This is a genomic window from Bradyrhizobium sp. AZCC 1610, from assembly GCF_036924515.1.
Taxonomy (GTDB): domain Bacteria; phylum Pseudomonadota; class Alphaproteobacteria; order Rhizobiales; family Xanthobacteraceae; genus Bradyrhizobium.
This window is the reverse complement of the sequence record NZ_JAZHRR010000001.1, coordinates 2,083,382-2,098,455: the sequence shown is the minus strand read 5'-3', so window position 1 is coordinate 2,098,455 and position 15,074 is coordinate 2,083,382. Positions and strand designations below refer to the sequence as shown.

The following is a 15,074-nucleotide window of genomic DNA, read 5'->3' as shown; positions in this document are numbered from 1 at the left end:
TCGTACGCAGCAAATGGCGGCGCTGGTATCCCATCGCTTCTGGCATGATCTTTACGGTGATCGATGATCCCGGCTACCGGATGAGCCCGAGCCTTTCGAGAAGGGCATTTGTGGAACCGAACGGAATCTTAGACGTTCTTTTTCGCGGAAATGAGCAGCGCCGTCGCCCCGGCGCAGCAAGCGCGGACGCCGAGGCGCTGCGTTGCGCTGGCGGAGGGAACGCTCATGAGACTCACCCTTTCGGTCATCAAGGCTGACATAGGCTCCGTTGGCGGCCACACGAAACCGTCTACACGCATGATGGCGGCTGTCGAGGGCGCGGTCGCGAAGGCGATCTGCGATGGCCTGCTGATCGACGCTTTCGTCTGCCACACCGGCGACGACATTGCGATCATCATGACGCACACACGGGGCGAAGGGAGCTCCGAGGTGCATCAACTTGCCTGGAAGGCGTTCCTCGCGGCCACCTCGGTCGCGAAAACCTCCGGGCTTTATGGCGCCGGCCAGGATCTTCTCGTCGACGCACCGTCCGGAAACGTCCGTGGCGCCGGCCCGGGCGTCGCCGAGCTCAGCTTCGACCACAGCCTCTCGGGCGCGAGACCTGCGGAGTCCTTCATGGTGTTCGCCGCCGACAAATGCGGCCCCGGCGCCTACAACCTGCCGCTCTACCTCGCCTTTGCCGATCCCATGTATTGCGCCGGGCTGATGCTGCCCCCGATGATCAAGGGATTCCGTTTCCATGTCATCGACATGGACAACACGGCCGGCGACAGCGTGATCGAACTCGACGCGCCCGCGGATGGCTACCACATTGCCGCGCTGCTCCGCGACAACGAGCGCTTTGGCATTGATCGCATCGTTTCCCGGACCCATGGCGAGGTCGCCGTCGCCGTTTCGGCGCAGCGTCTTCACGCGATCGCAGGCAAGTACACCGGCAAGGACGATCCGGTCGCGATCGTCAGGAACCAGGGGATTTTCCCGGCGCCCGAAGAAATCGTCTCGCCGCTCGCGAAGGCGCACTTCGTAGGCGGCGATGCGCGCGGCTCGCACGTGATGCCGCTCATGCCTGTGCCAATTAACACACCGGTGACAGGCATGTACTGCCTCCCGATCGTTTCCTGCACCGGCTTTTCGATCGACAAGGACGGCCGTTTTTCGGAGTCCTTTACCGATTTCTTCGACAACCCGGCGTGGGACGAGGTCCGCCGGCGCGCCCAGCGCAAGGCCATCGAGATGCGCAGCCAGGGTTGGTCCGGAGCCGCGATGCTGCCCTATTCCGAGCTGGAGTATGGTGGCTTCCGCGACACCGTGTCTTCACTGCTGAAGCGCTTTCAGGTGCGCAAGGAGCGCAAGCCGGAAGCGGCCGAGTAACGGACCGCCTGCGAGGTGGGTATGGCAAAAAGGCGCATCGGCATTCTCACGGGCGGCGGCGACGTTCCCGGTCTCAACGCCGTCATCAAGAGCGTGACATATCGCGGCAGCGAGAACGACATCGAGGTCGTCGGCCTCCGCCGTGGTTGGGAGGCCCTCACGCACGTGAACCTCGAGGACCCGGCCAGCAGGTCCCACTACATCATCCCGTTGAACCGTGACAACACACGCACTATAGACCGGAGCGGCGGCACCGTGCTGCACTCGAGCCGCACCAATCCGTCCAAGATGAAGAAGCTGCCAGATCACCTCGTCAGCAACGACTTTCCAGCCTCGCTCAGCACCAAGGGCGGCATCGCAACCAGGACGTGGGACGTCACCGGCCAGGTGCTGGCGAACCTCTCGGGGCTCGGCATCGACCATCTGATCGCCATCGGCGGCGACGACACGCTCAGTTATGCAGCCAGGCTCAACGATCTCGGCGTCAAGATCATCGCCATCCCGAAGACGATGGACAACGACGTCCGCAACACCGAGTACTGCATCGGCTTCTCGACCGCGATCACCCGCGCCAGCGACGCCATCCAGCGGCAGCGCACCACTGTCGGATCGCACGAGCGAATCGGCATTTTCCGCGTCTTTGGCCGCGATGCCGGATTTACGGCGCTCTACACCGCGTACGCCACCTCGATACGGTGCGTCATACCGGAGTACAAGTTCGATCTCGACAAGCTGATCCAGTTGCTCGTCGAGGAGAAGCGCGCCAACCCAAGCAACTACGCGCTCGTCGTGCTCAGCGAGGGCGCCGCGTGGGAGGGCTACGAGGTGCAGGAATACGGCGAGCCCGATGCCTACGGCCATCGCAAGAAGGCGAGCGTGGCGGAATCGTTCGCCGACGAGATCAAGCGGCGCGTCGGCGAGGAGACGATCACGTCTGACCTCACCTACGACCTGCGATCTGGCAATCCGGACTTCATGGACAAGCTCGTGGCCCTGACTTTCGGTAACATGGCCTACGATGCCATCCTGGAAGGCAAGACCGGCCGCATGTCGGCGCTGGTGGAGGGGCGCTACGACCTCGTGCGCATCCCTGACGCCAAGCTCGGGCCGCGCAAATTGGACGTCGCCAACACGTACAACACGGAGCGCTACCGCCCCATCTACGGCAACAAGCGCGGGCTGCCGATCTTTCTCAACCGCGCGTCATAGGGTGGCAGGTGGTAACCCCCAAGAACGCCTCCTGTGGGGTAGCTTCGGCGGTAATGCCCGGCCGGACGGGTCTGCCGACGCGGAGACAGGGCCTCGTGCCGAGAAAGCGGGTGGAACCAGGAAGCGCCGTGATTGGGCACTGGGGGCCTTCCGCATTGAAACAAAAATTGATCGGGTACTCCAAAAAAGCGGGGATATCTCCCAAAAGGCGGCTTGATTTCTTGCTTCTTTTCCCGGCTGCACGGCATTTCTTTGATGGGGAAGAAGAGATGACTGATCAACAATTGGCTCTTCAGGCGATTAACGAAGCGCAACTCATACTGGAAGAATACCTTCGGCCCCGGCCGCAGAACGATGAGCGTATCCTCGACAAGCTGGTGGAAGTTCTCGAACGCCCCGATTTGGTAGTTGCTGTAAGCCGCTTGCAGCAACAGAGCAGTCTCTCAGTGCGCAAATGAGGAAACTGCCATCAATCGCCTTGGCCGCCTGGATTGCTACGCTCCTGCCAGTTGGGACGCCAACCGCGCAGGCCAAACAACAATGCAGCGCCGCAGCACCATCAAATCCGCACGGGCGTTGGTGGTCCTATCGTCTTATTGACGGACGAAAGTGCTGGTACGAAGGCCAGCCCATGCTTTCGAAATCGTTGTTGGAATGGCCCAAGGGAGCATCCGCGCAACCCGCTTCCAACAGAGAAGCTCAAAGCGTTGTCATGGAGAAGCCCGGCAATCCATTGGACGCGCAAGCCCGGGCACTGAAAGACTCTGATACTTTCGAAGCGCGATGGCACGAAAGGGTGGTAGCGCACTAGGCGTTGCGAAGAGCGCTTGCTTTTCAACCAGGCACGCAGCGGAAACCGGCGATGCGAACGGCTACAGATTTCAATCTCTATTACGCGGCCCCCGACCCCTGGCATATTTCCCACGCGCGATTCAGGGACAAGGTCCTGCGCCGATGTCTGAAGCGATTCATCCGGAACAAATCCGTTCTTGAGCTCGGTTGTGGCGAAGGCCACTTGACCCACGCAATTTTTGGCAAAGCACGATCCGTGGTTGGCATCGACATAAGCGATGTAGCGATTGCTCGCGCTAAATCGCTGAACCTGCCAAATGCCAGATTTGAATGCGCTGATTTTTTACAATCGTCATTCGAGGGTTACGACGTGATCGCGGCCCTCGAATGCGTCTACTATCTGTCCTTTCAAGAGCAGGGAGCGTTTTTGGAGAAAGTTGCCAAAGAACACCCTGACAAAATACTTCTGCTCTCGGGTCCAATTGTGGACTACAGAAGGCACTTCAGTCATAAGCGATTGATGCACGAGTTCACGACTCTGGGGTTCACTCCCCTTAAATTTTATAACCTGTCGGTTTATTGGCATCCGCCTTCATCCAGAATTATCGCTCGCCTGATCAAGCTGCCGCTTGGACACACCTTGCTTGATTGGATACCCGAGTCGATGATTTACCAAAGACTGTACGCACTTCGAGCACCCAAACGCCACTGACTCGGATATCGCCAGTTCGAAATTTTGTCCGCTGTTGAGCAACCGTGCGGGTTCTTGGCGGTGAAAACCCGGCGGGTCTTCCGGTGCAACAACGACTACGTGATGACCGGCAACGACTTGAGGCCACGAACGACCGGCGCGGCCCGCCATTGCAGTTCGTGAGCAGAACAGGCGAGACTCAACTCAGGCAGGTGTCTCAGCAGGCAACCGAACGCGATCTCGGCCTCCATCTTCGCCAGATGCGAGCCGACGCAAAAGTGAACGCCATCTCCAAACGCAAGATGCGGATTGGGCTTGCGGGCAACGTCCAGCCGATCGGGCTCCGCGAATTTCTGAGCATCCCGGTTGGCGGAGGCAATGACGGGAAAAATAACATCGCCGCGCCTGATCCTGGTGCCGTGCATGTCAACGTCCTGGGCCGCATATCGCTCCGTTGCGGTCTCAACGGGCGCCGTGAAGCGCAACAATTCCTCGACCGCGGACCCAAGCAGCGAAAAATCCCCAAGGAGGCGCTCCTTCTCGCGCGGATTCTCCATCAGCGCCAGCGTTCCGGACCCGATGAGGTTCACGGTCGTCTCGTGGCCGGCGATGATCAGAAGCACCAACATGGCGATGAGCTCGCTCTCGCTCAGCCGGTCGCCACCCTCCTCCACGGCGATCAGCGCGGATATGAGATCATCCTTCGGGGCGCGGCGGCGCGCAGCAACGAGGCGCCGCAAATATCGCATCAATGCAAAGATCGAGGGCAGCGAGAGCGCCATGCGAAATTCCGACCGCGCTCCGAGAAAAACATTGGTCCACCTCCGAAAGCTTGTCCGGGCCTCTTCGGGCAGGCCCAGCAGCTCCGAGATCACGGTCAACGGAACCGGTAGCGCGAAATCCTCGATAAGGTCGGGCTTCGACTTTGCGCGCATCCGATCGACGAGACCCTCAGCCAGCACTTCGGTGCGGTTTCGTAACTGCTCTATGCGTGCACGACTAAACGCCTTGTTGATGAGGGCCCGCAGCCTTCGATGTGCGGGATCGTCCAGGTCCAGCATGTTCTCCGAGAGTGTCCTGAGACTTGTCGGTGTCCACCACGGCATTGACTTGGGCGAATTCAGCCCAGCATTGCGCGGGCTCTTGACGAACCTATCGCTGTCTTGAAGGCACAAGACTACATCATCGTAACGTGTAATCAGCCACGCCCGCTTCAGGACGGGTACGCGAACTTCGAAGACCGGCGCCTCGCTGCGAAGAAACGCATAGAACGGAAACGGGTCGCGCTTGTGTTCGGCTGCGTAGATGTCGACCTTGCGGGGATCATTCATGGACAGCACCCTGGATGAAAACCAAAGCAGCAATGTGTAAGGCAGCAATGTGTTGCGTCGCAATGTCCGTTCAGCCCAATGACGGTACGGTCAAAAGCGTCGATTTTGGCGTGTCCGCAGCACGTCCGGTTAGCAGGTGATCCCCGGAAATGCCGGACTCCCTACGGAATAATCCGCACAGCGGAACAAGTCCTCGCTTTTGCATGATGGCGTTGCCCTGAGCTCCACCCGCCCCCCGTAGACTTTTGTGGGGGGTGACGGCATCCTGTTCTCCGAAATCTCACAGAAAGTCGTGCGGGGCCTCCCGCACCGGGGAAACCAGAGGGCAGACATGAAGACGCGATTCACCGAACTCGTCGGCGTTGAGCACCCGATCGTCCAGGGCGGGATGCAATGGGTCGGCCGCGCCGAACTCGTTGCTGCGGTTGCCAATGCCGGTGCGCTCGGGCTGATCACGGCGCTGACGCAGCCGACGCCGGAGGACCTCACCAAGGAGATCGCGCGCTGCCGCAGCATGACCGACAAGCCGTTCGGCGTGAACCTCACCATCCTTCCCGCGATCAAGCCGCCGCCCTACGCCGAGTATCGCCAGGCCATCATCGAGGCCGGCATCAAGATCGTGGAGACCGCGGGCAACAAGCCGCAGGAACACGTCGCCGAGTTCAAGAAGCACGGCATCAAGATCATCCACAAATGCACCAGCGTCCGTCACGGGCTGTCGGCGGAGCGGATGGGGGTCGATGCGCTCTCGATCGACGGCTTTGAATGCGCCGGCCATCCCGGCGAGGACGACACGCCCGGCCTGATCCTGATCCCGGCCGCCGCCGACAAGATCAAGATTCCGATGATCGCCTCGGGTGGTTTCGGCGACGGCCGCGGCCTGGTCGCTGCACTCGCGCTCGGCGCCGAGGGCATCAACATGGGCACGCGCTTCATGTGCACCAGGGAAAGCCCGATCCATCAGCTCGTCAAGGAGCGCATCGTCGCCAATGACGAGCGCGAGACCGAATTGATTTTCCGCACCATGCGCAATACCTCGCGCGTCGCCAGGAATGCGATCTCGACCAAGGTCGTGGCGATGGAGAAGGAAGGCGCGAAGTTCGAGGATGTGCGCGAACTCGTCGCCGGCGCCCGCGGCAAGATGGTCTACGCCACCGGCGACGCCGATGAAGGCATCTGGTCGGCCGGCCAGGTCCAGGGCCTGATCCACGACATTCCGACCTGCGCCGAACTGGTGTCGCGCATCATGCGCGACGCGGAAGCCATCATCCAGAGCCGGCTCGAAGGCATGATGTCGGGCGCGCAGCGTCAGGCCGCCGAATAAACGGCCTGCGCCTCCAACAAAGAGAAGAGACCATGAAAGCCTATGTCTACGGCGCCAACGGCGCTGAAATCACTGAGGTTGCAAAACCTTCGCCGAAGGGCACACAGGTGCTGGTCAAGGTCCATGCCTGCGGCCTCAACCGCGCCGACCTCGGCATGACCAAGGGCCATGTGCACGGCGCGGCCGGCGGCGTCGGCACCGTGCTCGGCATGGAATGGGCCGGCGAAGTCGCCGAACTCGGCCCCGATGCCAAGGGCGTCAAGGTCGGCGACAAGATCATGGGCTCGGGCGGCGCGGCGTTTGCCGAATACACGCTGGCCGATCATGGACGCCTTTTCCGCGCGCCCTCGAACATGAATTTCGAGGAAGCCGCCACCCTCCCCGTCGCACTCGCCACCATGCACAATGCGGTTGTGACCAACGGCGCGCTGCAGAAAGGCCAGACCGTCCTGATCCAGGGCGCCAGCTCCGGCGTCGGCCTGATGGCGATGCAGATCGCAAAATTCAAGGGCGCAAAACTCGTGATCGGCTCGTCCACGGACGCAATGCGCCGCGGCCGGCTGAAGGAATTCGGCGCCGATCTCGCGATCGATTCCAGCGATCCCGGCTGGGTCGATCAGGTGCTGAAGGCGACCGGCGGCGAAGGCGTCGACCTGATCGTCGACCAGGTTTCGGGCAAGGTTGCAAACCAGAATCTCGCCGCGACCAAGGTCAAGGGCCGCATCGTCAATGTCGGCCGGCTCGGCGGCACCCATGCCGATTTCAATTTCGACCTGCACGCCGCCCGCCGCATCAACTATATCGGCGTCACCTTCCGCACCCGCACCATCGAGGAAGTCCGCGAGATCTTTGACGAGGTCCGAAAGGACATCTGGGGCGCGGTGGAATCGCGAAAACTGCAATTGCCGATCGACCAGGTCTATCCGTTCGCCGAGATCGGCAAGGCATTCGAGCACATGGAAGCCAACAAGCACCTCGGCAAGATCGTGGTGACGCTGTAGCCGATGAAGCTGCGATGCGTGCTTGATGGCGGACGCTACTTTGAGGGGCCCCGCTGGCATGCGGGCCGGCTCTGGTTCGTCGACTGCATGGAGCGGACGCTGCTCAGCCTCTCTCCGTCCGGCGAGCGCGAGCAGCATGCGAAATTCGAGGACGACACGCCCTGCGGCACAGGCATCCTGCCGGACGGACGGCTTGTCGTGCTGACGATGTACCGCAAACGCCTGATGACCTGTGCCGACGGCCGGCTTTCGCTCTATGCGGATCTTTCCGGGATAGCCACCGGCGCGATCGACGACATGATCATCGATGGGCTGGGCCGCGCCTATGTCGGCGATCTCGGCTTCGATATGCCGCCGCCGCCCGATCGCGGCGCTCCCGGCCGCATCATTTTGGTGATGCCGGGCGGCGCGGCACGCGTGGTCGCCGACGGGCTGCGGTTTCCCAACGGCATTGCCGTATCAAGCGACCATCGCCGGCTCGTCGTGGCCGAAATGGATGGCGCATGCCTCGCCGATTATGACATCGAGGCTGACGGCAGCCTGAAGTTTCGTGGCCGCTTCGGAAGCATGAAATCTCCGGATGGCATCTGCCTTGACCAGCAAGGCGCCGTGTGGGTCGCAGCCTTCGAAGAAGACGCCTTCATTCGCCTCGACCCCGGCGGGCGCGAGCTGCAGCGGATAGAAGTGCCCGGCCGCCGCGCCCTCGCCTGCGTCCTCGGCGGGCCCGAACGGCGAACCCTGTTCTGCCTGAGCGCTGCGACGTCCTACGAAGAACTCCGGCAACGCAAATCGTCATCGCGGATCGACGTGGTCGATGTGGAAATTGCGGGGGCTGGTTACCCCTGAAGTCTGGCCCGCCCTACGGACGAGGCCTTCGGCGCGTGTTGGCCAGCGCTGCGATCGCCCATCCGAGGATGGCGGCCGCGCCGACCCAGATCAGGAAATCGCTCCAGCGGCCGGCGACGCCGAGTGCGAGGCCGGGCATGAACGTTGCTGATAAGAGCAGCCCGCGCAAGCCGGGCCGCGCGGGAGCGATGCCGCGACGCTTCGGATCGACCGCCGCAAGGAGCGCTATGCAGGCGGCGCTGACGAGCGCGCCGGATAGGCCGAGCCAGCCGAGCAGCATCATTCGGCGGACTGCACGAAGGCGCCGGCATTGAACGTGGCCTGCTCGCGGGTTCGCAATGCCGTGGTGGCGGACAGGACGCACGCGACGCCGCCGAGCACGACCAGGAAATCCATGATCGGCACCGCACTCTGCCCGGTCGCGAGCGCCGCGCGCCAATTTGGGCCGCCGGCCGCCGCACGTAGCAGCGGAAGCGCCATCAGCAGGACGCCGGTTGCGCCAAACAGCAGCGGCGGGACCCGCTCAATCCTGCGCATCCGCAGTGCCGGGACCAGGGCGAGCGCGGCAGCGGCCAGAAAGGCCGCCGGCGTCCAGAACACTGTTGTCAGCGATGGCAGGCTGACGAAATAGGCCGCTGCCGCTGCCGCCATCGCAAACGGGAGGCCGCCGCCGACCCATGCCGTCATCCGCCCGAGCGCGCGCCAGCCGCGTTGGTCGGCGCGTCGCCGGACCCAGAGATTCAATCCGCTCCAGGCCACATAGGCGCTCGCCGCGCCAAGCGCGAACCACACGGCGCGCGACCACCATCCGGCGAAATTGCCGAAGTGAACCGGGCTGATGAGACCGAGCAAGGATGCTCCCAGCGAAGGCTTCATGCCGATGATCGGCCGCTCCCGGATCAGTTCGCCGGTTGCTCCGTTGTAGATCAGGCGCATCGCCGTCAGATCGCCGCTCCTGGGCGCCGGAAATATCGTGATACGCGAATCGGCGCGGCCGCGGTTTTCCCACCCGGCAATCAGCAGCGGCGCGTCGGCGCGCTTGCGCGCATCGGACAGCATGTCGTCGAGATTGGCTGATACCGCCGGACGCGCGTCGACAGCGCGCAGTCCATTGAGCGTCGTGACCATCTCGCGCACATCCCCCTTGAAGGCGATCTTCGCCAGCATCGGTAGCGCAACCGCGATGGTGAAGCTGAGATAGGCGCCGGTGAACGCGAGCACGAACGCGTGCGGCAGGGTCCAGGTGCCTGCGACGGAATGCAGGTCGCGCAGGCCCACCAGCCGGTCGCGTCCGCGCAGGATGAAAACATCCCTGAACAGGTGCCGGTGCATCAGAATGCCCGAGACCGCCGCCACCAGCATGGCGAGACCGAGGATGCCGGTGAGGATCAGTCCCCATGGATTGGGCACGTGCAGCCGCACGTGCAGATCGACGTAGAAACGTCCGAGCGCCGTATACGGATCGTTGGCCGCAAGCTCGTTGCCGTAGCCCTCGGCGCGCGAGACGACCCGGCCATCCGGCCCGATCGTATAGAGGATCCCGCGCTCGCGGCGCGCGCCATTGATGGTCTCGTCGGTATGAAAGAACGCCAACACATTCCCGGCAGGTGTCGCCCGCAAGGCGAGATCCGCGCGGAACTGTTCGGGCGTTTCCGCCTCCAGCCGCGCGAGCACGGCATTGAGCGGCTGGCTCAGCGGCTCGCTCGTGCCGAGCAGCCCGCCGGACCAGGCCTTGATTTCGTTCGCGAACACCGCGGCCGTGCCGGTAACGATCACGGCGTACAACAGCAGGCCCAGCACCGCGCCGGCCCAGCCGTGGACCGCCACCAACGTCCTGGTTTCGCGCGCCTTCAGGTTGATCACGGCTTCTCCGCGGGTCGAGGGATCGTCTCAGCCGAACAGAAAACCTCGCAACGCGATCAGGTGAATGACGGCGATGACCGTCATGACGATCGCGATGCGGCCGAGGCTCCGGTCGAGCAAGGCATAGAAGAAGATAACGGCCCAGATCGCCGGCATGAAGAACAACGGAAACGCGATGTGGTCAACTCCACCGCTTCCTTTGGGCACCCAGAACGGCATCACGGCGATGATGAGAACCGTGAGCCCCAGCGCGCAGGGCCCGGCCAGCAACGCCCGTAGCCATGGCTGCAGGCGGCCCGGTTCCGGAACACTGGAGTTCGCCGCCGCCAAGTCGCGCTCCCTCCCCTCAGAAGTTGAACGTCGTCGACACGAGATAGGTGCGCGGGGCGCCGAGGGATGTGGCGCTGCTGACCGTGCGATAGGAGTTCCAGTACGCCTCGTTGAAGACGTTCTCGATATTGGCGCGAACGACGATCGGCTTGCCGTTCCAGGGTGACAGGAAGGTGTAGCGCGCACCGAGGTCAACCCGCGTCCACGCCGGCAACTCCTGCGTATTCGCATCGTTGGCGTAACTCTCGCTGGTGTAGATAACCCGGCCCGTCAGCGTGAACCCGTTCAGAAAAGGGGTGTCCCATTCGGCGCCAAGATTGACATTGTACTCCGACACACCCACGGGCTTCTTGCCGTTGAAGTTGAAAATGGTCCCCAGAGTCGGAAGCGAGACCGATTGCTTGACCACTTCGCCGTCGATGAAAGTCACGCCGCCCAGCACTCGGAACGTCGGCGTCACCTCGCCGAAGGTATACAACTCGACGCCGCGATTGCGCTGCTCGCCGGCAAGTCGCCTTGCGGGCAAGATCTTTCCCGGCACGGGGACCGACATCGTGTTCGGGCTGGTGATATCGAACACGCTCGCCGTGAAGGTGATGTGGCCCATATCGACCTTGACGCCAGCTTCCTTCTGCTTGGTCTGAGCGGGCGGAATGATATCTCCGACGTTCGAGTACGTCGCGACTCCGGTGACGACTTCTGGCGCCTTGAGGCCTTCGATATAATTCGCATAGAGCGAGACGTTTTCCAGCGGCTTCACGATTGCTGCAAAGCCGGGGCTCCAGGTCGGAACATCGACGCGCGAGTTGTTGGCAGGGATCAAGGCGTTGATGCTTTCCGCACCCGCCGTCTGCCGCCTGGCCCCAACGACGAACTGAAGCCTGTTGTTGAACATCGACATCGTGTCGGCGATGCCGATACTGGTAAGCTTTGTCTGGGTTTGCAGATTTTGGGCGACGGCGGCGAAGTTCGGGAAGGGGAGCGGAACCGGGTTGTACAGATTCGAGGAGACTGCTGCGCCTCCCTTGGCGAATGAGCTGTAGTCCCGATCGAAGGCCGAGTAGTTGACAGTCAGGAGGTGGTTGACGGGCCCGGTGTCGACCGAGGCGCGAACGCCGACCTCACCCGCATAATTGTCATAGACGTCACGCCCATTGAACGGGATGGCCGTCCAGTTGCCGTTGGCGTTCGTGATGCGCGGCGACGCATAGATGAAGTCGATCTCGCTCTTGTGGTATCCAAACGCGCCATATGCAGTGACCGCCTCGGTCAGATCGACTTCGCCGCGCGCCATCGCGAACGTATCCCTCGGTTTCCACGACGCCCAGTCCGGCATGTAATTGGTGCCGGCCGCCGGTGCCGGCGGAACCGCTATGCTGGTCGCAAAAGGAGGGCTGGTGTTGAACGTCAGAAACCGCAGCGGCGGCGAAAGATTCTCGGCCTGGTAACCGAGATCGGCGGAGAAGCGCACACGCTCGCCGCGGTAGTCCATATTGAGCACGGCGTTGCCGATCTCATCGGTCTGCCGGTCGAACGCGGTCTGTCCGCCGCCTCCCCCGCCATTGAACCGGATTCCGAATTCCTTGTGCTCGCCGTAGCGCCGCGCCACATCGACCAGCGCTCCGACTTGGGACTTGGATATATATCTAGCGGTCAGCTGTGTGATGTCGAAGTCGGGCGCGCTCTTCGTCACCAGGTTGATGCTGCCACCGATGGCACCCGCAGGCGGCATGCCGGTGAGCAGCACGCCCGGCCCCTTCAGAACCTCGACACGTTCGAGGTAGTTGGCCGATGTTGCATAGAACGGCGCCATTCCATAGAGGCCGTTCATGGCGTAGTCGCCGCTGTCGTGGTAGAAGCCTCTGATGTAGAAGCCGTCGATGCCGTTGCCGGCTGGCGTCTTCATCCGAACCGAGGGATCGTTGTACAGGACATCCCCGACGGTACGCGCCTGCTGATTCTGGATCAGCTCCGCAGTATAGCTGGTCTGGTTGAACGGCGTATTCATGACGCCGCGATTGCCCAGAAATCCGAGTCGGGCTCCCGTCGCCACTTGTCCGCCAGCATAGGGAGCCGGCGGCGCACCGAGAGCTCCGGTCGAGGGCGTCACATATGGAACCGGCTCCACACGACGAGGCGCCGGCGCGGCAACGCGCCGTTGGACACGCGAGGCTGATGTCTGCGATCGCCGCGCCGCAGGCCGCATGCGTTGCTGGCCTGGAGCATCGACGGTGACGGGCGGCAAATTCGACTGCGCGAATGCTTTCTGACCGCTCGCAATATCCAGAGAGAGTGCAAGATAGCTCACTGCTCCCAACGAAATAACACGCACAACATTTCCGGTCGCAATCGTAGACGTCATACTTTCACCCCAACTCCCACGAAGTCGTTCTAACTTCCCAAGTGGAATGGGCGAGTAGAAGTCATCTAAGGTGATGGTGTGCGTGCACGACTGATTGCGTCTGTGGCGACTGAGCAACGTCGCGAGTCGAACTTTCAAGTTGGGTGCAGGAATTTCTAATTGTTCTAATTCTAAAGTGCGGCGTGCGCTGAACCCATCCATTCATGACGCGTGATAATTTGACGCGGTCATGTATTGTTGCGAGCAAACTTGGAATGATTCAGATTCGTCCGACTTAATCGTGTTCAGGATCAAGCTGCTTCATATGGCAAGAGCAAACAAGGTTGCCGTCACTTCCGGCGCGGATTTGCCGGACAGGATCATTCAGTTGATGACGAATGCACCGTACGCATCGTTCGTCGTGCGATGCGCTTCGGATCGCACCGTTTTCCTTCCCGAGATCATATCCTTGCACACACGGCGTGAGCTTTCGGAGATCAGCGGGCTGGGCCGGGCTTCGATCGTAAGGATACAGGCCTGGCTGGCGCAGCATGGACGAAGGTTGCGAAGGCCAGATGAAAGCATCGATACCGTCATTTGCCATTTTGGCGTTCGACGAAAGGATCTGCATTCGTATAAGCGCCCGACCTTGTCGGCGATTACACCGCAGCCCGACGCCAGGTAGGCACCCGCGCTGCAGAATTCGGACAGCAGGATCGACGCACCTTTTTAAGGGGGCAAAGGCCTTCTTCACGCCGTGCCCACCATCAGTCCCTGTCGGTAACCATTGGCGATCATCGTGGCTCGCCGGAAAATGCCTGCCGCAGTGCTGACAGCCGGTCGAGCGCGGCTTGCGGCAGCGGGCCTTTTTCGGCCGCGGTGAGCGCGTCCTCGAATTGCTGCGGCGTCGCCATGCCGACCAGGATCGTGCCCATCGCCGGATGCGACAGCGCAAACCGCGTGGCGGCTTCGGTGAGGCTGGTGGCGAAGCCCTCCTCTACCAGCGGCATCAGGCGGCGCGCGCGATCGATATCGGCATCGTAGCTCATCGCCGACCCGATCGGCTCGGGCGCCGGCCCCGCAATCGGATGACGCTCGGCTGAGCCCGACAGCGCGCCGCCGGCCAGCACGCGGATGCCCACGACGCCAACGCCGGCGGCCTTCGTCGAATCGAACAATCGTCCATAATCCTGCGCCGGATAGTTCACCGGCAATTCGCAGGCCGCGGATGGATTGAGCATGTTGTAGACCACCTGCGCGCTGTCGAACACGCGTGCATCGATCACCTGATGCAGCGCCGCCGTATCGCCGAGCGCCGTCATGCCGAGGAAACGAATCTTGCCCTGCTGACGCAGCCGCTCGAACGCCGGCGCCACGTCGTCGAGCACCTGCCGGACGCTCAGCGCCGACCCGCCGCCGTTCTCGGTAATCGGATTGTGCAGATGAAGGATGTCGACCCGGTCAAGACGCAGCCGCGCCAGACTGCCTTCGAGCGATGTCCTGATCGCGTCGTCAATGCGGCCGGTCTCGCTGGCCGGCAACCGCACCTTGGTGCCGACGGCCACATTGGCCGGCTTCAGCTTTTGCAGAACGCGGCCAAGATTCTTTTCCGATTCACCATCGCCGTACTGCACCGCTGTGTCGAAATAGTTGACGCCGGCGGCGATCGCACGTGCGATGGTACGCTCCTGGTCGGCAGCATCGCCACGCACCATCAATCCGCCCACTGCGCCGCAGCCGAAGCCCAGCACCGAGAGCTGCATCCCCGTACGCCCAAACACCCGCAATTGCATTGCCGTTCCTCCTGATAACCGGAGGATTATGCGATGTCGAACGGCCGTTATTCAATCTTGATATTTGCCGCCGTGGGGTGTCCCGCGTAGGGCGGATTAGCGCAGCGTAATCCGCCATCTTATTCGAGACGAAGCGACGGATTACGCCTTTCGGCTAATCCGCCCTACGCGCAATCGATCTC

At 62.2% G+C, this 15,074-nt stretch carries 14 protein-coding genes; 8 read left to right on the top strand and 6 right to left on the bottom strand.

Features of this window, described 5'->3' with window-relative positions; translation table 11 throughout:
* The first annotated feature begins 225 nt into the window (after positions 1–225).
* From V1279_RS09940 to V1279_RS09925, 4 genes are all read left to right on the top strand, one after another.
* Positions 226–1,371 carry a fructose-1,6-bisphosphatase gene (locus tag V1279_RS09940; protein ID WP_334434818.1) on the top strand — a complete coding sequence of 382 codons (1,146 nt, stop codon included), beginning with the start codon at positions 226–228 and terminating at the stop codon, positions 1,369–1,371.
* Between the two features lie 21 nt (positions 1,372–1,392).
* Positions 1,393–2,580 (top strand): 6-phosphofructokinase, encoded by a 1,188-nt coding sequence (locus V1279_RS09935; RefSeq protein WP_334434816.1) that lies wholly within the window; start codon positions 1,393–1,395, stop codon positions 2,578–2,580.
* Positions 2,581–2,708: 128 nt separating this feature from the next.
* Entirely contained in the window at positions 2,709–3,038 is a 330-nt protein-coding gene (locus V1279_RS09930) for a hypothetical protein (RefSeq protein WP_334434813.1), read from the top strand.
* 404 nt (positions 3,039–3,442) lie between these two features.
* A complete protein-coding gene (locus V1279_RS09925) occupies positions 3,443–4,084 on the top strand; it encodes a class I SAM-dependent methyltransferase (protein ID WP_334434811.1) in 642 nt (213 codons plus the stop codon).
* A 95-nt stretch (positions 4,085–4,179) separates the two neighbouring features.
* Here the strand turns inward: V1279_RS09925 and V1279_RS09920 are convergent, their stop codons facing one another.
* Entirely contained in the window at positions 4,180–5,394 is a 1,215-nt protein-coding gene (locus V1279_RS09920) for a cytochrome P450 family protein (protein ID WP_334434809.1), read from the bottom strand.
* 331 nt (positions 5,395–5,725) lie between these two features.
* Here V1279_RS09920 and V1279_RS09915 point away from each other — a divergent pair, with 331 nt between their 5' ends.
* Genes V1279_RS09915 through V1279_RS09905 form a run of 3 tightly spaced genes read left to right on the top strand, consistent with a single transcriptional unit; the run spans position 5,726 to position 8,565 of the window.
* Complete coding sequence (locus tag V1279_RS09915; protein ID WP_334434807.1) at positions 5,726–6,718, top strand: NAD(P)H-dependent flavin oxidoreductase; 993 nt, start codon at positions 5,726–5,728, stop codon at positions 6,716–6,718.
* A 32-nt stretch (positions 6,719–6,750) separates the two neighbouring features.
* The gene (locus V1279_RS09910; protein WP_334434804.1) at positions 6,751–7,719 is read left to right on the top strand and encodes a zinc-binding dehydrogenase; all 969 of its coding nucleotides are present in this window, start codon (positions 6,751–6,753) and stop codon (positions 7,717–7,719) included.
* Between the two features lie 3 nt (positions 7,720–7,722).
* Positions 7,723–8,565 carry an SMP-30/gluconolactonase/LRE family protein gene (locus tag V1279_RS09905; protein ID WP_334434801.1) on the top strand — a complete coding sequence of 281 codons (843 nt, stop codon included), beginning with the start codon at positions 7,723–7,725 and terminating at the stop codon, positions 8,563–8,565.
* A gap of 13 nt (positions 8,566–8,578) precedes the next feature.
* Here the strand turns inward: V1279_RS09905 and V1279_RS09900 are convergent, their stop codons facing one another.
* Genes V1279_RS09900 through V1279_RS09885 form a run of 4 tightly spaced genes read right to left on the bottom strand, consistent with a single transcriptional unit; the run spans position 8,579 to position 13,120 of the window.
* Positions 8,579–8,848, bottom strand: a complete 270-nt coding sequence (locus V1279_RS09900; protein WP_334434798.1) for a hypothetical protein — start codon at positions 8,846–8,848, stop codon at positions 8,579–8,581.
* Positions 8,845–10,428 (bottom strand): PepSY-associated TM helix domain-containing protein, encoded by a 1,584-nt coding sequence (locus tag V1279_RS09895; protein ID WP_334434795.1) that lies wholly within the window; start codon positions 10,426–10,428, stop codon positions 8,845–8,847. Before V1279_RS09895 ends, V1279_RS09900 begins: the two co-directional genes overlap by 4 nt.
* 27 nt (positions 10,429–10,455) lie before the next feature.
* Complete coding sequence (locus V1279_RS09890; RefSeq protein WP_334434793.1) at positions 10,456–10,758, bottom strand: hypothetical protein; 303 nt, start codon at positions 10,756–10,758, stop codon at positions 10,456–10,458.
* 16 nt (positions 10,759–10,774) lie between these two features.
* Positions 10,775–13,120 carry a TonB-dependent receptor gene (locus V1279_RS09885; protein ID WP_334446303.1) on the bottom strand — a complete coding sequence of 782 codons (2,346 nt, stop codon included), beginning with the start codon at positions 13,118–13,120 and terminating at the stop codon, positions 10,775–10,777.
* Positions 13,121–13,400: 280 nt separating this feature from the next.
* Between V1279_RS09885 and V1279_RS09880 the strand changes: the two genes are divergently transcribed.
* Positions 13,401–13,784, top strand: coding sequence for a hypothetical protein (locus V1279_RS09880; RefSeq protein WP_334434791.1), 384 nt, complete (start codon positions 13,401–13,403; stop codon positions 13,782–13,784).
* A 109-nt stretch (positions 13,785–13,893) separates the two neighbouring features.
* Here V1279_RS09880 and V1279_RS09875 read toward each other — a convergent pair whose 3' ends face one another.
* Positions 13,894–14,892, bottom strand: a complete 999-nt coding sequence (locus tag V1279_RS09875; RefSeq protein WP_334434789.1) for an aldo/keto reductase — start codon at positions 14,890–14,892, stop codon at positions 13,894–13,896.
* Positions 14,893–15,074: the final 182 nt, after the last annotated feature.